The organism is Sphaerisporangium sp. TRM90804 (assembly GCF_029846175.1).
In the GTDB taxonomy this organism is placed as follows: Bacteria; Actinomycetota; Actinomycetes; order Streptosporangiales; family Streptosporangiaceae; genus Sphaerisporangium.
Genome location: NZ_JARWAC010000021.1, coordinates 45485 through 64893, shown reverse-complemented (window position 1 = coordinate 64893; position 19409 = coordinate 45485). Strand labels below are relative to the sequence as shown.

Here is a 19409-nt window from a genome sequence, read left to right as displayed (position 1 = left end):
TGAAAATCCATTGCCGACTCTTATGCGATACCGGAGGATATTCATCAAGGGTAATGACCGGCGGTCTCCAGGCCCCCGGCCCATTGCCTGCCGTGAAAGGAGAGAACGATGTTCGCGGCAGCCATTCTCCTGATACTGATGATCCTCACGGTGGCGCTGTTCGAGGTCAGCGTGAACAACCGTCCCAGATCCCCTCGCCTCGGCCCCGAGCCCGCGCGCGCCGAGCAGCTCGACGAGACGGCCGACCCCTCAACCGCCTGACCACCCCGTCGGCGCGGACGCCGGCGACCCGCACGACCCACTGAATCGGTTCGACCGGGCCCGGAGAGTTCCCTAGTCGATCAATAAGGCGATAGCCTCGGCAACATGTCGTTCCTCGACAAAATCCTGCTGTGGCTGCACATCGGCTTCGCGATCTTCGCGCTCGGCCCGGTCACCGCCGCCACCATGTTCACCCCGAGATACATCAGAGCCAAAGATCTCAACGTGCTGCGCTACCTGCATCGCAGCACCAGGATCTTCGGCCTCCTCACCCTGGGCGTCTTCCTGTTCGGCCTGGCCGCGGGCGGCAGGAACCTCGGCCTGCCCTATCTGTCGATCTCGATGACGCTCTTCATCGTGGCGGCGGTGCTCCTGGTCATCATCGACCGCGACCAGCGCACCGCCGTCAGGGTGCTCTCGAACGATGTGCCAGAAGACGACGCCAAGGTGCAGACCGGCCGCATCGCCACGCTCGCCGCGATCATGGCCCTGATCTGGCTGATCATCCTGGTGCTGATGGTCTGGTTCAACCCCGGCCCGTGACGGGCGGGCGCCCGGACGACCGTCGGGCGCCCGCCGCCGTCAGGAGCCGAGGGCCTGCGTCAGGTCGGCCAGCAGGTCGCCCACGCTCTCGATGCCCACCGACAGCCGGATGAGGTCGGAGGGCACCTCCAGAGGCGTGCCCACGGCCGAGGCGTGAGTCATGCGGCCGGGGTGCTCGATCAGCGACTCCACGCCGCCGAGCGACTCGCCGAGCGTGAACACCGTGGTGCGGTCGCAGATCGCCACCGCCTCCTCCTCGCCGCCCGCCACGCGGAACGACACCATGCCGCCGAAGCGGCGCATCTGCTTGGCCGCCACCTCGTGCCCCGGGTGCGCGGCCAGGCCCGGGTAGAACACCTCGGTGACCCGCGGGTGGGCCTGGAGCAGCTCGACGACCCGCTCGGCGTTGTCGCAGTGGCGCTCCATGCGCACGGCCAGCGTCTTCACGCCCCGCAGGGTGAGCCAGGCGTCGAAGGGCCCGGCGACGGCGCCGATGGCGTTCTGGTTGTACACCAGCTCCTCGCCCAGCGCGGCGTCGCGGGCGACCAGCGCCCCGCCGATCACGTCGGAGTGGCCGCCGACGTACTTGGTGGTGGAGTGCACCACGACGTCCGCCCCCAGCGCCAGCGGCTGCTGGAGGTAGGGCGAGGCGAAGGTGTTGTCGACCAGCAGCACGGCCCCGGCCGAGTGCGCGATCTCCGCCAGCGCCGTGATGTCGGCGATGCCGAGCAGCGGGTTGGTGGGCGTCTCGACCCAGATGGCCTTGGTGACGCCGGGACGGACGGCCGCGCGCACCGCCGCGAGGTCGCCGAGCGGCACGGGGTCGTACTCAAGGCCCCAGCGGCCCAGCACCTTGGCGAACAGCCGGTACGTGCCGCCGTAGGCGTCGTCGGGGATGACGACGTGGTCGCCGGGGACGCACACCGTGCGCAGCAGGGTGTCCTCGGCGGCGAGCCCGGAGGCGAACGCCAGGCCCCGCGCGCCGCCCTCGATGGCGGCCAGGCACTCCTCCAGGGCGGTCCTGGTGGGGTTGGCCGAGCGGCTGTACTCGTAACCGGACCGTAGCCCGCCGACGCCGTCCTGCTTGTAGGTCGACACGGCGTATATGGGAGGAACCACCGCACCGGTGTACGGATCGGCCTCCTGGCCTGCGTGAATGGCCAGCGTCTCGAAACCCTCAATCATGGCCCAACGTTACCGCCATCCCGGTGGCCCCGTCGGCCTCCACGGACTACGGCCGAAGTAGCAGAAGGGGATCAGCCCCTAGACCGATGCCGGAGGCCCCTTCGCCCCCTACCGTCGGCTCTGGACCCTCGCGCGCGGCCCCCTGCGCCCCGACACTGGAGCCAGGCCGCTTCGCCGCCCGCGCCGGGTCAGGCGACACGACGGGGATCGGGGGCGAATGCTCGACGTCATCGGCAGCTTCACCACTCGCCGCGCCTGGTGGGTACTCGCCGCCTGGGCCGCCGCGCTGGCCGCCGCCGTCCCGGCCTGGCTCGACACGCTGCCGGTGCTGCTCGGACCCGACGCCCCGCCCCTCCCCGGCCCCGGCCCCGCGGGCTCCATCCCGTCCGGCCCCGCGGGCCCGCTCTCGTCCGGCGGCCCCGCCACGGTGCCTGGAGGCCACGCCGCCACGGGCGCCCTTACAGGCGCCCTCGCGGCGCCGGGGGGCGGCGTCCCGCTCTGGACGGGGAGCGGCGGCGTCACGGCCGCGGTGGCCGCCGTGGTGTTCGCCGCGCTGACGGCCTTCCTGCGCTCGCCCGTCGCCGCGATGGGCGTCCTGCTGGCCGCCGTCGCCGTCCAGGGACTGTCGGCGGTGCTCGTCTCGGCCATGGGGCTGCCCGTGCCGCCCGCCCTGTTCGCCTACGGCACGGCCGCCGGGTGCGCCCTCATGCTCGCCCACCGGTTCGGGGAGCTGCTGACCGCGGGCGACCGGCCGCCCATGGCCGTCCGCACCTCGCTCGACCAGGTGGGAGGCGTCGTCGCGACGGGCGGCGCCGCCTGGATGGCGTCCTGCGGCGCGCTGCCGCTGGCGGCCGGCGCGTGGACGCCCGGGCTCGGCCCGGCGCTCGCCGTGACCGCCGCGGTCGGCATCGTCGTGCCGCTCACGCTGCTTCCGGCCCTGCTGGCGGCGCTCGGAGGCCGCCTGTCCTGGACGCCGAGGCGCCGGAGGGCCGCCCCGCCCACGGCCGCCGCCCGCCTGGGCCGCGCCGTGGCCGCCCGCCCGGGGCCCTGGACGGCCGGCGCGGCCGTCTTCCTCACCGCCCTCGGCGCCGCCGGCCTCGTCGCCAGCCCGCCCCCGCTGGAGGTCGTCGGGGTCGCCGGCGTGCTGACCGCCCTGGTGCTCGCGCTGGTGTGGCGCAGCCTGGTCTCCCCCGCCTACGTCGCCTCCGGGGCGACGGCGGTGGCCTGGGCCACCGGCAGCGCGGCGACCGGCGCGGGCGGCGGGGCGGTGGTCTTCATGTTCGGGCTGGTCACGGCCGTCTCCACGGCTCTGCTCATGCTGGCGCGCGTCCGGGAGACCGCCAGGGCCGGCCGTGATCCCCGCACGTCCTCGGCGCTCGCCGTCAGGTACGCGGGCCCGGCGGCGCTGGCGGCGCCGCTGGCCGCCGGCACGCTCACCGCCCTGGTCTACGGCGTCGTGCCCGCCTTCGTGCTCGTCGCCGGCTGCGGCGTGCTGTCCCTGGTCGTCGTCCCGGGCCTCACCGCCCTGCTCGGAACCAGGGCCTGGTGGCCCGGCACCGCCACCACCGACGAGCCCGCGCCCGTCCTGGCCACCCGCTGACCCGCCGGGCCCCACCCCGCGCTGATCCCCCGGCCCCCTCACGACGCGGTGAGCCGCCCCGTCCCGCCTTCACGCGCCCGGCCGCCCCGCCCCGCCGCCTTCACGCGACGGGCCGCCTCGCCCACGGGGCCCGGCGCGGGGGTTCGGCCGAATGGCCGATCCCGCTTCTCGGTCGTTCGGCTTACGCTCGGATGCCGTGAGGGAGCCGGAGTTCGTGTCGTGGGTCGAGCGGATCAGCGAGGTCGTGCTGGTCGGCGTGCTCGGCCTGCTGCTGCTCGCCGACACCGCGCGCGGGCTGTCGCTGGGGGGCGCCGACCTCGCCGTCCCCCTGTGCGGGCTCGTCGGCACCGGCGCCTACGTCCTGCGGCGCCGCCACCGCGTCGGGGGCGCGGTGCTGCTCATCTCGCTGTCGGCCGCGATCTCCCTGTCCGTCGGCCGGCACGGCCTGGGCAGCGGGTTCCCCGGGTTCGCCGAGGCGGGGTCGCTGCTGCTCATCACGATCGGGGTGCTGCGGTGGGTCGCCCCGTTGCGGCGGGCGGTCTGGATCACCTCGGCCGTCATGGTCGTGCTGGAGCTCGCCGCGGTGCTGCGCGCCGAAGGCGAGGGGGACGCCGTCTCGTTCGGGTTCCTGTTCTTCGTCGCCTGGGCCACGGCGGTGGGCATCGGCAGTTACCTGCGCTACCAGCTCCAGCGTCGCCGGCAGACCGTCGAGGCGGTCCGCAGGGCCGAGCGGCTGGAGCTGGCCCGTGAGCTGCACGACCTGGTGGCCCACCACATCACCGGGATCGTCGTCCAGGCCCAGGCGGCCAGGACGGTCGCCGACCAGCATCCGGAAGCGGTGACGACCTCCCTCGACGCGATAGCGGGCGCCGGGGCCGAGGCGCTGACGTCGATGCGGCGCCTGGTGGGCGTGCTGCGGTCGGAGGACGACGCGTCCCGCCGTCCGGGCTCCTCGCTGACCGACCTGCGGGTCCTGGTCGAGAAGTTCAGCGTGGACGGCCCGCCGGTGGCGTACGAGGTCGGCCAGGGCGTCAGCGACTCCGCGCTGCCGCCCGAGGTGGTCACCACCCTGCACCGGGTGCTGCTGGAGTCGCTGACCAACCTCCGGCGGCACGCGCCGGGCGCCCGCTGGGCCCAGGTCGACCTCAGGACGGCCGACCAGGGCGTGCTGCTGCGCATCCGCAACCCCCACTCGATCGCCGACCCGCGGGTCTCCGCCCTCGGCGGCGGCTACGGCCTGGTGGGCATGGCCGAGCGGGTCACCGCCCTCGGCGGCGACCTGCGCGCCGGCCCCACCCCCGAGGGCGCCTGGGAGGTCCGCGCCTGGTTCCCCGCGGGCTGAGCACGCCTCAGTGCGAGCCTCCCCCGGCGAGGAACGCCAGCAGGTCCTGGCGGGTGATGAGGCCCACGGGCTTGCCGTCGTCCAGGACGACCGCGGCGTCGGCCTTCTCCAGGGCCTCGATGGCGACCGAGAGGGGCTCTCCGGCGCCGATCGTGGGCAGCGGGGCCGACATGTGGTCGGCGAGCGGGTCATCGCCGCGCACCCGGCCGCGGTACAGGGCCTCCAGGAGGTCGCGCTCGACGATCGAGCCGACCACCTCGGCGGCCATGACCGGGGGCTCCTCCTTCATCACCGGGAGCTGGGAGACGCCGTACTCCCGCATGATCGAGATGGCGGTGTTGACCGACTCGTACGGGTGGGTGTGCACGAACTCCGGCAGGCCCGCGCCCTTGCGGCCGAGCACGTCGCCGACCAGGCCCTCGTCGCTCGTGGTGGTGAGGAAGCCGTAGTCGGCCATCCAGTCGTCGTTGAAGATCTTGGACAGGTAGCCCCGGCCGCCGTCCGGCAGCAGGACCACGACGACGTCGTCCGGCCCGGCCTCGGCCGCCACCCGCAGGGCCGCGACGACGGCCATGCCGCACGAGCCCCCGACCAGCAGGGCCTCCTCGCGTGCGAGGCGGCGGGTCATGCCGAAGGAGTCCTTGTCGGAGACGGCGATGACGCGGTCGGCGATCGTGGTGTCGTAGGTGGCCGGCCAGATGTCCTCGCCCACGCCCTCGACCAGGTACGGGCGGCCGGAGCCGCCGGAGTAGACCGAGCCCTCGGGGTCGGCGCCGATGATCTGCACCCGGCCGCCGGAGACCTCCTTGAGGTAGCGCCCGGTGCCGCTGATCGTGCCGCCGGTGCCGACGCCGCAGACGAAGTGCGTGACGCGCCCCTCGGTCTGCTCCCAGATCTCGGGCCCGGTGGTCCGGTAGTGGCTCTCGGGGTTCTCCGGGTTGGAGTACTGGTCGGGCTTCCAGGCGTTGGGCACCTCGCGGGCGAGGCGGTCGGACACCGAGTAGTAGGAGTCCGGGTGGTCGGGCGACACCGCCGTGGGGCACACCACCACGTCTGCCCCGTACGCGCGCAGCACGGCGATCTTGTCCTGGGCGACCTTGTCGGGCACCACGAACAGGCAGCGGTAGCCCTTCTCCTGCGCCACGATGGCCAGCCCGACGCCGGTGTTGCCGGACGTCGGCTCGACGATCGTGCCGCCGGGGCGCAGCGCCCCGGAGCGCTCGGCCGCCTCGACCATGCGCAGCGCGATGCGGTCCTTGACCGAGCCGCCCGGGTTGAAGTACTCCACCTTGGCGAGCACCTGCGCGGGCACGCCGGCTGTGACCTTGCGCAGCCGCACGAGCGGTGTGTCGCCCATGAGCTCGATGAGCGAGTCGTGTACGCGCACCGGGTATAACACCTCATTTGCCAGAGCTTTGTCAGCTTTGCTATGCCGGATATCGGATGGCTTATCTGGTCACCGGCTGGTTTCAACTCCTCACCGTACCGCTATGGCTACCAGGACCTGGGACCTCCGGTGCGAGTCGTGACCCCGAGCCATGGGGAATGAACAAGACGGGCCTGACCAGGGGACGGCGCCGGGGCACCCCGATGGGGCGGCGCTGGACCCCGGCACGGCGAGAACGGGCACCGGGGGGACGCGCGCGACGCCGGTCCGCTGTTGTGAGAGGAGGTTCGTCATCCATGTGGACGCCGGGAACCGCCCGGGCCGCCCGCCGCATCGCGACGGCGGCCGCCGTCGGCGGAGGGGGGGTCACCGCGCTCGGCGCGGCGGTGTACGGCCTGCTGGTGGCCGAGGGAATGATCGCGCGCAGGCTGGTGGGGCAGCCGCACGGCATGGACGGGCCGGCGTCCGACGGCCTCTACGTGACGCCGCCGCCCGGCGGCGAGGGGCCCGCGGGCGGCAGGCCGATCACCCTGGCGATGCTGGGGGACTCCACCTCGGTCGGGCTCGGCGTCTCAGAACCGGCCGCCACGCCGGCCGTGCTGATCGCGACCGGCCTGGCGGAGGTGGCGGGCAGGCCCGTGCGGTTGCGCGTGTTCGGCCGGTCGGGGGCCGTCTCGGCCGACCTGGCCTGGCAGGTGGACCGCGCGATCAAGGACACCCCGGACGTGGCGGTCGTCTTCGTGGGCGCCAACGACGTGACCACCCAGACCAAGCCGGCGCACGCCGTGGCCGAACTGCAGAAGGCGGTGCGCCGCCTGCGCGCCGCGGGCGCGGAGGTCGTCGTCGGGACGTGCCCCGACCTCGGCACGGTGCGCCTGATCGCGCCGCCGCTGCGCTGGCTCACGCGCTACTGGAGCCGCCAGCTCGCGGCGGCGCAGACCGTGGCCGTGGTCGAGGAGGGCGGCCGTACGGTGGCTTTCGCGGACATCCTCGGCCCGGAATTCTCCACATATCCGGGCGAGATGTTCGGTCCCGATCGATTCCACCCATCTGCCCGAGGCTACGAACAAGCCGCTCACGCGGTGCTACCTTCTGTATGCGCCGCGTTGGGGCTGGGGCTCACGCCACCGTCCGAGCGCGGCGAGGGATCGCAACCGATTTACCTCGCGGCGGCCATCGCCGCGGAGGAGCCCGGCACCGAGGTCACCGCGACCCGCGTCGCCGGCCGTGCGACCGGCCCCTACGGAAGATGGGCCACGATACTTCGCCGCCGGCCGGGGGTGACGCCTCGGCACGCCTAGATCCGGTCACCCTCCGCGACGCAGTCGTCACTCTGCACGCATTGGAGTGGAATGCCCGTGATCCGGCCCCTCGTGAAACCGGCCTTGGCGCTCGCCGGGGCCATGGCCCTGGCCGCCTGCTCCGGCAGTAAGGCCGCCACCGAGGAGACCCTCCCCACCTGGCACAACGCCGGGGTGAACGCCGTCAGCCGCGCCACCGTGGCCGCCGGGGCGGCCGCGGTCACCTCGATGAGGCCGGACGGCACGCTGGAGACCGCCGCGGTCGACCTCGCCACCGGCAGGCGGCTGTGGAGCCATCCCGCCGCGATCGCCGGGCGCCTGCCCGGCATGGGCGTGCAGCCGCCTGCCGCCGTAGAGGCAGCTCCCGGGCGCGCGGTGGTGGCGGCGGTGGCCCCGGCCGCGTCCGGCAAGGCGAAGGCCACCCTCGTGGTCCGCGACGCGCGCGGCGGGCGGCAGCTCTGGGCCCGCCCCCTGCAGTCCACCTTCGGCCCCCAGCGGTGCGGCGTCCACATCTGCCTGGCAGAGAACACCTCCCTCGCCTCGGCCCGCATGGTGGTGCTGCACGCGCTCACCGGCGAGGTCCTGTGGAAGCTGCCCGGCATCGCCGAGGTCGAGTGGTCCGACTCCTCCAGGGTCGTCGTGCTGCGCCTGGCCAAGCACCCCCTGCTGGCCTCCTACGACCTGCGCACGGGCAAGCTCGGCTGGCGGCTCCCCCTGGAGGAGGCACTGAGCCCCGGCATCGACCTGTCGGGCGGCTGGGCCTTCGGCACGGCCGGCGGCGACCTCATCGGCTACGTCGCCCCGTACACCAACCCCAAGGACGACCGGACGTCCACCTTCGGGCTGTTCTCGGTGAAGCTGGCCGACGGCGCCGTCAACTGGCTGCGCCCCTCGGTGGTGCGCGTCTACCCGAGCGGCAACCCGGGCATGGCCCCCGTCGTCCGCCCGGTCGACCAGCAGGGGCAGTACGGCGGCTTCGCCCGCCTCGACCCCGCCTCCGGCCGGGTGGTCGGGCAGATCACCGCCGACCAGGTGCCGGGCGCGGGCTGGTGGCTCGCGTTCCCCTCCGACATGTCCCGGCTGGGCTTCCTCAAGCCGGGCACCGCCGGCGCCTCCTACGACCTCACCTCCGGGCAGGCCGTACCGCTAAAGGACGAGCGGGGCTGGTCGTTCTGCGTGACCGACCCGCAGCCGCTGCAGCTGACCGGCGCCCCGCGCGGGTTCTACTCGGTGGCCGCCCTGTGCGAGTTCGACCTGGCCACGGGCAAGCGCGCCGAGGGGCCCGGCGTGCCGCCCGAGTGGTTCACCGGCAGCCACGAGGGCTGGCGCCTGTGGCGGGACGACAAGGGCGGCCTGCACGCGGTGCGGGACACCACGGGCACGGCCCCCGGCATGTACGGCTGAGCCGGTTAAGCTCCCGCCGGGCAGCGGCCGGTGAGCGGCGGCCTCCTCCTCCAAGCCGCACGCTCCCGCCGGGCCCGCCGGGCCGTGGAAGGCCTCGCGCGTCCGGCGCGAGGCCTTCCCCGATGTGCAACCGTACAAAGTTCTGTTTCTGGCGCCCCCGCGCGTCCCACCGCGGCCGCCCCGGGGTAACCTCCGCTCAGGGAGCCCTGCCACGAACCCAGGAGAGCCAGATGCCAGAGGCAGTAATCGTCGCGACCGCACGTTCGCCGATCGGCCGAGCCTTCAAGGGGTCGCTCAAGGACATCCGTCCCGACGACCTCACCGCCCAGATGGTCAAAGCCGCGCTGGACAAGGTCCCGCAGCTCGCGCCGGACGACGTCGACGACCTGATGCTGGGCTGCGGCCTGCCCGGCGGCGAGCAGGGCTTCAACATGGCCCGGGTGGTGTCCGTCCTGCTCGGCATGGACGGCGTTCCCGGCACCACGGTGACCCGCTACTGCTCCTCGTCCCTCCAGACGACGCGCATGGCCTTCCACGCCATCAAGGCGGGCGAGGGCGACGTCTTCGTCTCCGCGGGCGTCGAGTGCGTGTCCCGGTTCGCGCACGGCAGCTCCGACTCCCACCCCGGCACCACCAACCCGCTCTTCCTCGACGCCAAGACCCGCACCGACGAGCTGGCCCAGGGCGGCGGCGAGTGGCACGACCCGCGCCAGGAAGGCCGCCTGCCCGACATCTACGTCGCGATGGGCCAGACCGCCGAGAACGTCGCCCAGATCAGGGGCGTGAGCCGCCGCGAGCAGGACGAGTTCGGCGTGCGCTCGCAGAACCTGGCCGAGAAGGCCCTGGCGAACGGGTTCTGGGAGCAGGACATCACGCCGGTGACGCTGCCCGACGGCAGCGTCGTCGCCAAGGACGACGGGCCGCGGGCGGGCACCACCTACGAGGCGGTGTCGCAGCTCAAGCCCGTGTTCCGGCCCGACGGCACGGTGACGGCGGGCAACTGCTGCGCGCTGAACGACGGCGCCGCCGCGGTGGTCGTCATGAGCGACGTGAAGGCCGCCGAGCTGGGCGTCACCCCGCTGGCCCGCATCGTGTCCACCGCCGTCACCGGGCTGTCGCCGGAGATCATGGGCCTCGGCCCGGTCGAGGCCTCCCGCCAGGCGCTGGGCCGGGCGGGCATGGCGATCGGCGACGTCGACCTGGTGGAGATCAACGAGGCGTTCGCCGCCCAGGTCATCCCGTCGTACCAGGAGCTGGGCATCGACCTCGACCGGCTCAACGTCAACGGCGGCGCCATCGCCGTCGGGCACCCGTTCGGCATGACCGGCGCCCGCATCACCTCCACGCTGATCAACAGCCTGCGCTTCCACGACCGGCAGATCGGCCTGGAGACGATGTGCGTCGGCGGCGGCCAGGGCATGGCGATGGTGCTGGAGCGCCTGAACTAGCCCGGCGCCCAGCCCAGGGCGGGCTACCCGTGACGGTCGGGACCGGCGCGTGTGAGGTCGACGAGCACCACCACGCGCCGTTCCCGTGTCATGGCCGCCCGGTAGTCGTCCAGTCGGGGTGCTCGCCGGAGACCGAGCGGTAGTACTCCACCAGCGGCTCCATGGCCTCCGGCAGGGACACGATTCGCGCCGTCCCCTCCACCTGGATCCAGTCGCCGAAGAAGGAGTCGCTGGTCACGCAGAAGGAGACGGCGGGGTTCAGGCGCAGGTTGCGGGTCTTGGCCGCGGTCTCGCGGGTGCTGACGACGACGCGGCCCTCGGGGTCGACCGCCACCACCACCGGGGACATCTGCGGCCGGCCGCCGGGATGGGAGGTGAGCATCACCGCGCGGTGGTTGTCCCGGATGAAGTCACGGGCCCTGTCGAGATCCATGCCCCCATGATGATCGATGCCGGGCGGAGGCTGCCACGCCCGGCGCGCCGTGCGGGTGGCGGCACGGCCGCGCCCACGCCTGATCGACGTGGGCGCGCTAGTACGGGCAGGGGCTTACAGGAAGCCCATGCGGGAACGGCGCTGCCGCTCGTGCTCGATCACGATCGCGGCGGCATAGCCGTGGGTCAGCCCGTGCTCGTCGGCGAGCCAGTTCGCCCGCTCGTCACGTCGAAGGAAAGCCGGGCCGTTGTCGATGGCTTGGAACCACTCTGGGAGTGCGCGTCCGGTGATGTCCGGAACCCTGGCAATCAGCTTGTTCTGCGTCTCCGGTGAGTGGTTCAACGACATGGGCACCTCCATGAGTGAAGCCTCTTTCGGTTGACACTGCATCACCCGCAGGCAGATGGCAAGCCCCAGACGGCCAGGCTTGTCTCATAAGAGGTAGATCCTTGAGCCTTCGCGTGGGAGGATCCGAGGTTCCCCGCGCCCTGCGACGAAGAAAGCCCCGCCGGGTGCCCGGCGGGGCTCTGTTCTTAGCGCGACTAGTCGTTGTTGAAGAAGAAGCTGACGAAGCGCAGGATCTCCAGGTAGAGCCAGACGAGGCTCACGGTGAGGCCGAAGGCCATCAGCCAGGAGTACTTCTCGGGAACGCCCGCGCGCACGCCCTGCTCGACGGCGTCGAAGTCGAGCAGCAGGAAGAAGCAGCCGAGCAGGATCATCGCGGCGCTGAAGACCCAGCCGAGGGGGCTGTCGGCGCGCAGGCCGAGCCCGCCCGGGATGAAGAAGCCGGCCACCAGGTTGAGCAGCATCAGGCCGACCGCGGCGAACCCGGCCGCGACCACGAACTTGGTGAACTTCGGCGTGGGACGGAAGATCTTGAGCGCGTAGACGGCGAGCACGCCCGCGAACGCGACCATCGTGCCGAACACGGCCGCGATGACGACGCCGTCGTACGCCGTGTTGTAGAACCTGCTGATCACTCCCACGGCGAGGCCGTAGGAGACGGAGTAGCCGAGGATCAGCACCGGGTTGGTGCTCTGCTTGAACGAGACGATGAGCCCGAGGATCAGGCCGACGACCACGCCCGCGACCGCGACGCCGATGCCCAGGTTGAAGTACCAGGCCAGCGCGGCGGTCAGCACGAGCGTGCCGAGCGTGATGAACCCCCGGACGACGACGTCGTCGATCGTCATGGGGCGTGTGGTGGTGGGCGGCGGCGCGGCATACGACGGCGCGTTGTACATGTCCTGCAGGTGCTGCGGACTCGCCGTCGGGCCGCCCCAGGACTGACGGTTGTTCTGCCCCAGTTTGTTGATAACCGGGTTCCTGCTCTGCATTACTGCCTCCACTGCGACCTGCGATCAGCCTGTTCGGTCAAGCCTCACAGGGAGTGCCGCCTCTAGCACATGGCTTTCTTCTTGTGTGGCGGGCAGGACGGGCCTGCCGTGGTGCACCGCCGGACACGGGCGCACCCTGGAGCCGACGGCAACGGATACAACGAGCGGCCCCGCGCCGGAGTTCCGGCCCGTACATTGCGGTTCGATCACCGTGGCGCCCGGCCCACGCGGGCTGCGACCACCGCCCGGAGTCCTCGGCTCCCACAGCCTACGCGAACGAGCCTCGCTCCGCCCGCGAGACGTTTCGTCAAGGGTCGGCTCACGCCGGACACGCGGGAAGTTGTTACGTCTGACCGATAACGCAGCTTGGGGGGCCCTTTTTCCTGGAAGTCCGTTATTAAGGTGATTCAAACGGTCCAAGTGGCAAATGGCGCACGCGAGGTGCCGGGGGCGATAGGTCAGATATGGCAGGTCATGAGGTGGGCGGCACGTTTCGGGAACGGCAGAGTGCCCCCGGTGGGACTCGAACCCACACTGGAACCCTTTTAAGGGGTTTGCCTCTGCCTTTGGGCTACGGGGGCGCCGTAAATCATACGTAACGGACCACACTTGCGTAACGGGTCAGAGCACACGTCTCCGCTCTTCCTTCCGTAGGTCACAAGATAACGGTATACGGGACGCGCCCCCGCGACCCGGGCAATGAACAACAGACTGCTCATGTAGCCCATATTCCCCACACCGTCCCTTGCCCGCCTTCAGATGACGGTACGGCCCGCCACCGCGACCGCGGTGGCGGGCCGTACCAGAGCCGGTCAGCCCGTGGCCGCCGCGGCCTTGAACTCGTCGCGGGGAGACTCGAGCTCCCCGAGCGAGACCGTCTCGCGCTTGAAGAACAGCGCCAGCGTCCAGTCGGCCACCACGCGGACCTTGCGGTTCATCGTCGGCACCCGGGACAGATGGTAGGTGCGGTGCATGAACCACGCAGGCAATCCGTGAAGCTTCGCCCCATAAACGTTGGCCACGCCCTTGTGCAGGCCGAGGCCCGCGACCGATCCAGCGTACTTGTGGCGGTATTCCTGCAATGGACGGCCCTGGAGGTAACTGACGATGTTGTCGGCGAGCACCTTGGCCTGGCGGACGGCGTGCTGGGCGTTGGGCGCGCAGTACTGCCCGGGGTTGGTGACGTCGGGCACCCCGGCCACGTCACCGGCGGCGAACGCGCCCTCGGTGCCCGCGACGGTGAGCCGGGTGGTGGTTTTGATCCGCCCGCGCTCGTCGAGCGGCAGGTCGCCTGCGTTGACGACCGGGTTGGGCTTGACGCCCGCCGTCCACACGATCGTGGCCGACTCGAACTCGTCGCCGTCGGAGAGCACGACGTGCCCGCCCACGCAGGACTTCAGCAGCGTGCCCATCCTGACGTCGATGTCGCGCGCGCGCAGCTCCTCCAGCGTCCACCGGCCCATCTCGGGGCCGACCTCGGGCAGGATGCGGTCGCTGGCCTCCACGAGCACCCAGCGCAGGTCCTTCTCCGAGAGCGTGGGGTAGTACTTCACCACGTCCCTGGACATGTCCTCCAGCTCCGCGAGGGCCTCGACGCCCGCGAAGCCGGCGCCGACCACGACGAAGGTGAGCGCGCGGCGGCGCACGTGCTCCTCGGTGGTGGAGTCGGCGCGATCGAGCAGGGCCAGCACCCGGTTGCGCAGCGCGATGGACTCCCCGACGGTCTTGAACCCGATCGCCGCCTCGGCCAGCCCGGGGATCGGCAGCGTGCGGGAGATCGAACCGGCCGCCATCACGATGAGGTCGTAGGGGAGCTCCTCGCTCGGGCCCGCGCTGGGCTCGAAGGTGGCGGTGCGGCCGGCGTGGTCGACCTTGGTCACCTTGCCGTTGAGCACGCGGACCCGCGGCAGCACGCGTCGCAGCGGCGTGACGACGTGGCGCGGCGACAGGTTGCCGGCGGCGGCCTCGGGGAGGAACGGCTGGTACGTCATGTAGGAGTGGGGGTTGACGACGGTGATCCGCACCTTGCCGGTCTTCAGCTCGCGCCGCAGCTTCCGCTGGAGGCCGAGCGCGGTGTAGAGGCCGACGTACCCTCCGCCGACGATGAGGATGTGCTTGGCCTTGTGGTCCACGTGGGTGCCCCTTCATGGCATGGTGGCTTGTGAAACCATTCACAAGGTTACGTCACGAGGTCCGTCAGCGCCAATCCCCCATAGTGCAACTTCGGCGGCATTTGCCGAAACGTGCAGCGACACTGCCGGTTAACGAGGGAAGTTCAGCGAATCTTCACGTTAGTGACGGACTTCACTCTCCACGCTACCCCCCAGCCCGCCCACGTCCGCGGCGCGGGTGAAGACGGCGTCGAGCATCGGCGCGGTGACCCGGCCGGTGAAGGTGTTCTGCTGGCTCGGGTGGTAGCAGCCGAGCATGCGCACCGGGGCCCCGCGGTACGAGAGCTCCACCTCGGCGCCGTGGCCGAACGGCGGCCTGCTGCGCGGCAGCGTGTACCCCGCCGCCCGCAGCGCGGGCCAGACGGCCTGCCAGGCGTAGCCGCCGAGGCAGACGACCACCCTGACCGGTTCGGCGACCATCTCCAGCTCGCGGGCCAGCCAGGGGAGGCAGGCCTCGCGCTCCTCGACGGCGGGCTTGTTCGCGGGCGGGGCGCAGCGCACCGCCGCCACCATGCGGGCCCCCAGCAGCCGCTGGCCGTCCCCCGCGTGCGTGCTGGTGGGAAGGGCCGCCAGCCCGGTGCGGTGCAGCGAGGCGAACAGCCAGTCGCCGCTGCGGTCGCCGGTGAAGACCCGCCCGGTGCGGTTGCCGCCGTGCGCGGCCGGCGCCAGCCCGACGATCAGCACGCGCGGCCTGTCGTCCCCCCACCCGGCGATGGGCCTGCCCCAGTACGTCTCGTCCATGAAGGCCCGCCGCTTGACCCGCGCGACGTCCTCACGCCACTCGACCAGCCGCGGGCAGGCCCGGCACACCGACTGCCTGGCCGTCAGCTCACCGAGGTCGCGACTCGACCCGGCCAGCGCGCGCACCTCTTCGGGCGTGCCCGCGACCGGCGTCTCAGGGCTCGCGGGGTCTTCCGGCCATCCGCTGCCGGGGGGAACAGAGCTCATACCCCATCGTGCCAGCACGACCGCGATGCCCGGGCCCGCGAACGCCCGGATATCCGATGAAACACTGCACTGAAGTGCGCTTTCAACCAAATGGTTGACACACCGGCGGTCCGCGGGCTAGGGTTCTTTCAACCGATGAGTTGAAACGGAGGACGGATGACGCCGGACACGCTGTCCCGAGTCTTCGCCGCCCTCGCGGATCCAACCCGGCGTGACATGGTGGCCCGGCTCTCGGAGGGCGACGCGACCGTGAGCCAGCTCGCCGAGCCGTACGGGATGACGCTCCAGGCCGTCTACAAGCACCTGCGGGTGCTGGAGAACGCCGGAATCGTCAGCCGCCCCCCGGGGCCACAGCCCCGGCCGGTGCACCTGGAGGTCCAGATCTTCGACTTGATGGACACCTGGATCGAGCACTATCGGCGCCGCGCCGAACAGCGCTACCGCCGCCTCGACGACGTCCTGGCGGCCATGAATGGAGACGATCATGAACAAGAACGCGCAGGCGGCCATCGAGGCCGACCCGAAGCTTCCGGTCATCCGGATCACGCGTGACTTCGCGGCGACCCCCGAGCAGCTTCTCCGCGCCCACACCGATCCGGCGCTGTTCGCCAAGTGGGTGGGCCCCGACGCCACGACCGTCCGGATCGAGCACTGGGACGCGTCCACCGGCGGGAGCTGGCGGTACGTCTCGGTGCACGACGGCACGGAGTACGGGTTCCACGGCTGCTTCCACCACGTAGGTCCAGATCGCATCGTGCAGACCTTCACGTTCGAGGGTCAGCCCGACGACGTCGCGCTGGAGACGCTGTGGTTCGAGGACCTGGGCGACGGCCGTACCCGGCTGCGGTCGCAGTCGCTGGTCGACAGCTTCGAGGGCCGCGACGCGTGGCTGCGCAGCGGCATGGAGGTCGGCGTCGAAGAGGGGTACGCGAAGCTGGAGCGGATGGTCGTCGATGGCACTCTCTGACCGCCCGGCCGAGCGGCACCGTCAGATCGCCGGCCTGTTCACCGACCGGGTCCTCGGCGCCCCCGACTGGGACGCGCCGGCCCCGGTCGCCGGCTGGACCGCCCGCGACGTCGTGCGGCACCTGACCGAATGGTTCCCCTCGTTCCTCGCCTCCGGGGCAGGCATCGACCTGCCCCGCGGCCCGTCCGTGGACGAGAACCCGGTCGCCGCGTGGCGGATCCACAGCGACGCCGTGCAGGCGCTGCTGGACGACCCGGAGACGGCGCACCGGAAACTCAGCAACCGGCACATCGGCCTCGTGCCCCTGGACACCGGGATCGACCGGTTCTACACCGCCGACGTGTTCATGCACACCTGGGACCTGTCCCGGGCCACCGGCCAGGACGACCGCCTGGACCCCGACTTCTGCGTCCACCTCCTCGCCGAGATGGAGCCCCTGGAGCAGGCCATCCGCTCCTCCGGCCAGTACGGCCCCCGCGTAGAGGTCCCCGACGACGCCGGCCCCCAGACCCGCATGCTCGGCTTCATCGGCCGCGACCCGTTCTGGTCAAGCCCCTGAACCGACCAGCCCCGCCCCGGCCAAGCAGTGACGGCCCTCCCCCGAATGGTGCCTTCGGCACGCGTCATCAGGGCGACCCTCACCAGCACACCCCCCGCCGTCACGCGGGCGGCGCCAGGCGACGGTGATCGCCACGAGCGCACAGGCCACTCATTCCCCGCCCTCGGGCCCGCTCATGCGGGACGGCCTCCAGCCCGCATTCGGGGACGTTAGAACGTCCCGGAACGAGCCCGACGACGGACCGAGGACGGTTGCCCGCGCGACGGCGGGAGGACGGCCAGGTGAGAGGCGCCCTTGATAAGGCGCGCCGAAGGCGCCATTTCGGGGACGGCGACTTCAACCTTCGGACGGCGGCTTCAACGGACGCAGCGGACCTACGGACGGGAGGCGGTTCTGCGGCCGGTTGGTCGGGGCTGGGCGGCGGGGGGATGCCGCAGCGGGGTCTGTGCGGCCCTGTGGGGGCTGCTGCGCCCCGTCAGGGGCGGAGGCTGAGGGCTATGCCGTCGAGGATGTCGTGCTCGCTGACGGCCACTTCGGCGAAGCCGAAGCGGGACATGACGCGGTCGAGGATGAGGGCGCCGGCGCCGATGACGTCCACCCGGCCGGGGTGCATGACCGGGATGGCGGCCCGCTGCTCGTAGGTCAGGTCGAGCAGCCACTGCGACACCTCGTGGACGCGGGCGGCGGGGACCCGTGAGCCGTGGATGCGCTCGGGGTCGTAGGCGGGCAGGTCGAGCGCGATGCCGGCGACGGTGGTGACCGAGCCGGCCAGGCCGATGAGGGTGCGGGCCCGGGCCACCGGCACGGCGGCCGAGACGCGGTCGAGGGCAGCGTCGATGTCGGCGACCGTCGCCGCGACGGTCTCGGGCGTGACCCCGGCGGCCAGGTGGCGCTCGGTCATGCGGACGCAGCCGATGTCGACGGAGATCGCGCTGTCGACGTCGGCGGTGCCGAGCACGAACTCGGTGGACCCGCCGCCGATGTCGAGCACCAGGACGGGCGGCTCGACGTCCCCCAGGGACGCGGTGGCGCCGAGGAACGACAGGTGCGCCTCCTCGGACCCGGTGACCACCTCGGGGCCGACGCCGAAGATCTCACGCACGCCGCCGGTGAAGTCGGCGCGGTTGGCGGCGTCACGGGTGGCGCTGGTGGCCACCACGCGCACCCGGGACGCGTCGTGGTCCCTGATCAGCTTGGCGTAGCCGCGCATCGCGGTGAAGGTGCGCTCCAGCGCCTCGGGCGACAGCCGCCCGGTCTTGTCGACCCCCTCCCCGAGGCGGACGATCTCCATGCGCCGCTCGACGTCCGACAGCACCCCGTCAGCGGAGACGTCGGCGACCAGCAGCCGGACCGAGTTCGTACCGCAGTCGATCGCCGCGACGCGTGTCATGCGCTCTCCTCAGGGGCCGTGGGGCCGGGTGCGGCCGGATCATCGTGGGCGGCCGGATCGTCGTGGGCGGCCACGCAAGGGCCGTCGCGCCACCAGTCGGGCAGGGCGTCCAGCGCCTCCCGGCCCAGCGGGTTGGCCCCGGGGACGGCCAGCTCGTGGCCGACCAGCGCGTGCAGGCACTTCACGCGGCCGGGCATGCCGCCCGCGCTCTGCATGTCGCGCGGCAGTGGTTCGAGGCCGTCTCGGGCGGCGGCCTTGTCGCGCCGCTCGACGTAGTCGGCGTGCGCGCGGGCGTACGCCTCGGCCAGCGCGGGCTCCTCCGCCAGGCGCTCCTGCATGCGCTTCATCAGGCCCGAGGACTCCAGCGTGCCGATCGCCGAAGCCGCCCTCGGGCAGGTCAGGTAGTACAGCGTGGGGAACGGCGAGCCGTCGTCCAGCCTCGCGGCCGTCTCGACGACGTCGGGCAGCCCGCACGGGCACCGGTGCGCGACCGCGCGCAGCCCTCTGGGCGGGCGGCCGAGCTGCCGCTCCACCGCTTCGGCGTCCGCCGGATCCACCATCGCCACTCCCCTGATACACGTCGGACGGCCCCGGCCCGCCAGGCCGGCGCGCCCGCCTTCAAAACCCGCGCGGCCGGCCCGCCGGGCACGGGCCGTCCGTCGGTCAGGGAGCCGGTGTGCGGCCGGCTCCCACCCTCTGGCCGGTGCCGCGGTCGGCGGCCTCGACCGACTCCCACAGCGTCTGGTACCACGGCGCGTTGTCCCGGCGCGCCGTGCCGGGCTTGGCCGGCTTGGCCTTGGCCTCGGAGTCCAGCACCACGTAACACTTCTCCCCGGTGCCGCAGTAGTGCAGCCGCGCCCGCGCCTGGCGGCGGATGTAGGCGGGGTCGTCGAGCTGCCTGCTGCGCTCCCCCAGCGCCTGGAGGTGCTTGAGCGCGTCGGCCTGCTGCCGCTCCAGCTGGGCGATCTGCCGCCGCTGGGCGACGTACTCGCGCACGGGGTAGGCGAGGCTCATCGCGACGGCGCACACCACGACCGCCAGGATCGCGGCCCTACCGGTCAGCTGCGGACGTTTCCTCATGCCCCCTCCAGGTCCGTACGACCGCCCGCCGCGGGCGGGCGGGCCGTACGGAG

Annotated in this window: 20 protein-coding genes and 1 tRNA gene; 10 read left to right on the top strand and 11 right to left on the bottom strand. The window is 72.3% G+C overall.

Translation table 11 applies throughout. The annotated features are described in order from the left end of the window. Positions 1 to 108 precede the first annotated feature (108 nt). Together PYR91_RS25450 and PYR91_RS25445 are read left to right on the top strand one after the other, a co-directional pair. Entirely contained in the window at positions 109 to 261 is a 153-nt protein-coding gene (locus PYR91_RS25450) for a hypothetical protein (RefSeq protein WP_279783548.1), read from the top strand. 105 nt (positions 262 to 366) lie between these two features. Further along, positions 367 to 804 (top strand): hypothetical protein, encoded by a 438-nt coding sequence (locus PYR91_RS25445; RefSeq protein WP_279783546.1) that lies wholly within the window; start codon positions 367 to 369, stop codon positions 802 to 804. Between the two features lie 39 nt (positions 805 to 843). Here PYR91_RS25445 and PYR91_RS25440 read toward each other — a convergent pair whose 3' ends face one another. Continuing rightward, positions 844 to 1989 carry a cystathionine gamma-synthase gene (locus tag PYR91_RS25440; protein ID WP_279783544.1) on the bottom strand — a complete coding sequence of 382 codons (1146 nt, stop codon included), beginning with the start codon at positions 1987 to 1989 and terminating at the stop codon, positions 844 to 846. Positions 1990 to 2206: 217 nt separating this feature from the next. Here PYR91_RS25440 and PYR91_RS25435 point away from each other — a divergent pair, with 217 nt between their 5' ends. Together PYR91_RS25435 and PYR91_RS25430 are read left to right on the top strand one after the other, a co-directional pair. After that, on the top strand, positions 2207 to 3589 hold the full coding sequence (locus tag PYR91_RS25435; protein WP_279783542.1) for an MMPL family transporter: 1383 nt from the start codon (positions 2207 to 2209) through the stop codon (positions 3587 to 3589). Between the two features lie 196 nt (positions 3590 to 3785). Further along, complete coding sequence (locus PYR91_RS25430; protein ID WP_279783541.1) at positions 3786 to 4931, top strand: histidine kinase; 1146 nt, start codon at positions 3786 to 3788, stop codon at positions 4929 to 4931. A 7-nt stretch (positions 4932 to 4938) separates the two neighbouring features. Here PYR91_RS25430 and PYR91_RS25425 read toward each other — a convergent pair whose 3' ends face one another. Beyond that, positions 4939 to 6318: a cystathionine beta-synthase gene (locus tag PYR91_RS25425; protein WP_279783539.1), complete on the bottom strand. Its 1380-nt coding sequence runs from the start codon at positions 6316 to 6318 to the stop codon at positions 4939 to 4941. Between the two features lie 296 nt (positions 6319 to 6614). Between PYR91_RS25425 and PYR91_RS25420 the strand changes: the two genes are divergently transcribed. The 3 genes from PYR91_RS25420 to PYR91_RS25410 all read left to right on the top strand — a co-directional run bounded on the left by PYR91_RS25420 (position 6615) and on the right by PYR91_RS25410 (position 10471). Then, entirely contained in the window at positions 6615 to 7619 is a 1005-nt protein-coding gene (locus PYR91_RS25420; protein WP_279783537.1) for an SGNH/GDSL hydrolase family protein, read from the top strand. A 51-nt stretch (positions 7620 to 7670) separates the two neighbouring features. Further along, positions 7671 to 9023, top strand: coding sequence for a PQQ-binding-like beta-propeller repeat protein (locus PYR91_RS25415; protein WP_279783535.1), 1353 nt, complete (start codon positions 7671 to 7673; stop codon positions 9021 to 9023). A gap of 230 nt (positions 9024 to 9253) precedes the next feature. Next, positions 9254 to 10471 carry an acetyl-CoA C-acetyltransferase gene (locus PYR91_RS25410; RefSeq protein ID WP_279783533.1) on the top strand — a complete coding sequence of 406 codons (1218 nt, stop codon included), beginning with the start codon at positions 9254 to 9256 and terminating at the stop codon, positions 10469 to 10471. Between the two features lie 88 nt (positions 10472 to 10559). Here the strand turns inward: PYR91_RS25410 and PYR91_RS25405 are convergent, their stop codons facing one another. From PYR91_RS25405 to PYR91_RS25380, 6 genes are all read right to left on the bottom strand, one after another. Continuing rightward, the gene (locus PYR91_RS25405; protein ID WP_279783530.1) at positions 10560 to 10904 is read right to left on the bottom strand and encodes a TIGR03618 family F420-dependent PPOX class oxidoreductase; all 345 of its coding nucleotides are present in this window, start codon (positions 10902 to 10904) and stop codon (positions 10560 to 10562) included. Positions 10905 to 11018: 114 nt separating this feature from the next. After that, positions 11019 to 11252 (bottom strand): DUF4287 domain-containing protein, encoded by a 234-nt coding sequence (locus PYR91_RS25400; RefSeq protein ID WP_279783907.1) that lies wholly within the window; start codon positions 11250 to 11252, stop codon positions 11019 to 11021. A 194-nt stretch (positions 11253 to 11446) separates the two neighbouring features. Further along, positions 11447 to 12241: a Bax inhibitor-1/YccA family protein gene (locus PYR91_RS25395; RefSeq protein ID WP_279783528.1), complete on the bottom strand. Its 795-nt coding sequence runs from the start codon at positions 12239 to 12241 to the stop codon at positions 11447 to 11449. A 508-nt stretch (positions 12242 to 12749) separates the two neighbouring features. Continuing rightward, a tRNA-Leu gene (locus PYR91_RS25390) sits at positions 12750 to 12822 on the bottom strand. 231 nt (positions 12823 to 13053) lie between these two features. Beyond that, on the bottom strand, positions 13054 to 14373 hold the full coding sequence (locus PYR91_RS25385) for an NAD(P)/FAD-dependent oxidoreductase (RefSeq protein ID WP_279783526.1): 1320 nt from the start codon (positions 14371 to 14373) through the stop codon (positions 13054 to 13056). Positions 14374 to 14532: 159 nt separating this feature from the next. Then, positions 14533 to 15360 carry a uracil-DNA glycosylase gene (locus PYR91_RS25380; protein ID WP_279783524.1) on the bottom strand — a complete coding sequence of 276 codons (828 nt, stop codon included), beginning with the start codon at positions 15358 to 15360 and terminating at the stop codon, positions 14533 to 14535. 156 nt (positions 15361 to 15516) lie between these two features. On the opposite strand from PYR91_RS25380, the gene PYR91_RS25375 reads away from it, so the two are divergent. From PYR91_RS25375 to PYR91_RS25365, 3 genes are read left to right on the top strand one after another with little or no spacing between them, the layout of a single operon-like run. After that, positions 15517 to 15912 carry a metalloregulator ArsR/SmtB family transcription factor gene (locus PYR91_RS25375; RefSeq protein WP_279783522.1) on the top strand — a complete coding sequence of 132 codons (396 nt, stop codon included), beginning with the start codon at positions 15517 to 15519 and terminating at the stop codon, positions 15910 to 15912. Further along, positions 15845 to 16327 (top strand): SRPBCC family protein, encoded by a 483-nt coding sequence (locus PYR91_RS25370; protein ID WP_279783520.1) that lies wholly within the window; start codon positions 15845 to 15847, stop codon positions 16325 to 16327. The genes PYR91_RS25375 and PYR91_RS25370 overlap by 68 nt, the downstream gene beginning before the upstream one ends. Continuing rightward, the gene (locus PYR91_RS25365; protein WP_279783518.1) at positions 16314 to 16886 is read left to right on the top strand and encodes a TIGR03086 family metal-binding protein; all 573 of its coding nucleotides are present in this window, start codon (positions 16314 to 16316) and stop codon (positions 16884 to 16886) included. The genes PYR91_RS25370 and PYR91_RS25365 overlap by 14 nt, the downstream gene beginning before the upstream one ends. Positions 16887 to 17361: 475 nt before the next feature. On the opposite strand, the gene PYR91_RS25360 is transcribed toward PYR91_RS25365, so the two are convergent. From PYR91_RS25360 to PYR91_RS25350, 3 genes are all read right to left on the bottom strand, one after another. Continuing rightward, positions 17362 to 18276: a Ppx/GppA phosphatase family protein gene (locus tag PYR91_RS25360; RefSeq protein ID WP_279783516.1), complete on the bottom strand. Its 915-nt coding sequence runs from the start codon at positions 18274 to 18276 to the stop codon at positions 17362 to 17364. Beyond that, a complete protein-coding gene (locus PYR91_RS25355) occupies positions 18273 to 18836 on the bottom strand; it encodes a DUF501 domain-containing protein (protein WP_279783515.1) in 564 nt (187 codons plus the stop codon). Before PYR91_RS25355 ends, PYR91_RS25360 begins: the two co-directional genes overlap by 4 nt. Before the next feature lie 103 nt (positions 18837 to 18939). Then, positions 18940 to 19356 (bottom strand): septum formation initiator family protein, encoded by a 417-nt coding sequence (locus tag PYR91_RS25350; protein WP_279783513.1) that lies wholly within the window; start codon positions 19354 to 19356, stop codon positions 18940 to 18942. Positions 19357 to 19409: the final 53 nt, after the last annotated feature.

Excerpts from the sequence above, each read along its gene's own strand:
- PYR91_RS25450 (WP_279783548.1), top strand. The coding sequence starts at position 109 with ATGTTCGCGGCAGCCATTCTCCTGATACTGATGATCCTCACGGTGGCG.
- PYR91_RS25445 (WP_279783546.1), top strand. The coding sequence starts at position 367 with ATGTCGTTCCTCGACAAAATCCTGCTGTGGCTGCACATCGGCTTCGCG.
- PYR91_RS25440 (WP_279783544.1), bottom strand. The coding sequence starts at position 1,989 with ATGATTGAGGGTTTCGAGACGCTGGCCATTCACGCAGGCCAGGAGGCC.
- PYR91_RS25435 (WP_279783542.1), top strand. The coding sequence starts at position 2,207 with ATGCTCGACGTCATCGGCAGCTTCACCACTCGCCGCGCCTGGTGGGTA.
- PYR91_RS25420 (WP_279783537.1), top strand. The coding sequence starts at position 6,615 with ATGTGGACGCCGGGAACCGCCCGGGCCGCCCGCCGCATCGCGACGGCG.
- PYR91_RS25415 (WP_279783535.1), top strand. The coding sequence starts at position 7,671 with ATGCCCGTGATCCGGCCCCTCGTGAAACCGGCCTTGGCGCTCGCCGGG.
- PYR91_RS25410 (WP_279783533.1), top strand. The coding sequence starts at position 9,254 with ATGCCAGAGGCAGTAATCGTCGCGACCGCACGTTCGCCGATCGGCCGA.
- PYR91_RS25405 (WP_279783530.1), bottom strand. The coding sequence starts at position 10,904 with ATGGATCTCGACAGGGCCCGTGACTTCATCCGGGACAACCACCGCGCG.
- PYR91_RS25400 (WP_279783907.1), bottom strand. The coding sequence starts at position 11,252 with ATGTCGTTGAACCACTCACCGGAGACGCAGAACAAGCTGATTGCCAGG.
- PYR91_RS25395 (WP_279783528.1), bottom strand. The coding sequence starts at position 12,241 with ATGCAGAGCAGGAACCCGGTTATCAACAAACTGGGGCAGAACAACCGT.
- PYR91_RS25380 (WP_279783524.1), bottom strand. The coding sequence starts at position 15,360 with ATGAGCTCTGTTCCCCCCGGCAGCGGATGGCCGGAAGACCCCGCGAGC.
- PYR91_RS25375 (WP_279783522.1), top strand. The coding sequence starts at position 15,517 with ATGACGCCGGACACGCTGTCCCGAGTCTTCGCCGCCCTCGCGGATCCA.
- PYR91_RS25370 (WP_279783520.1), top strand. The coding sequence starts at position 15,845 with ATGAACAAGAACGCGCAGGCGGCCATCGAGGCCGACCCGAAGCTTCCG.
- PYR91_RS25365 (WP_279783518.1), top strand. The coding sequence starts at position 16,314 with ATGGCACTCTCTGACCGCCCGGCCGAGCGGCACCGTCAGATCGCCGGC.
- PYR91_RS25360 (WP_279783516.1), bottom strand. The coding sequence starts at position 18,276 with ATGACACGCGTCGCGGCGATCGACTGCGGTACGAACTCGGTCCGGCTG.
- PYR91_RS25355 (WP_279783515.1), bottom strand. The coding sequence starts at position 18,836 with ATGGTGGATCCGGCGGACGCCGAAGCGGTGGAGCGGCAGCTCGGCCGC.
- PYR91_RS25350 (WP_279783513.1), bottom strand. The coding sequence starts at position 19,356 with ATGAGGAAACGTCCGCAGCTGACCGGTAGGGCCGCGATCCTGGCGGTC.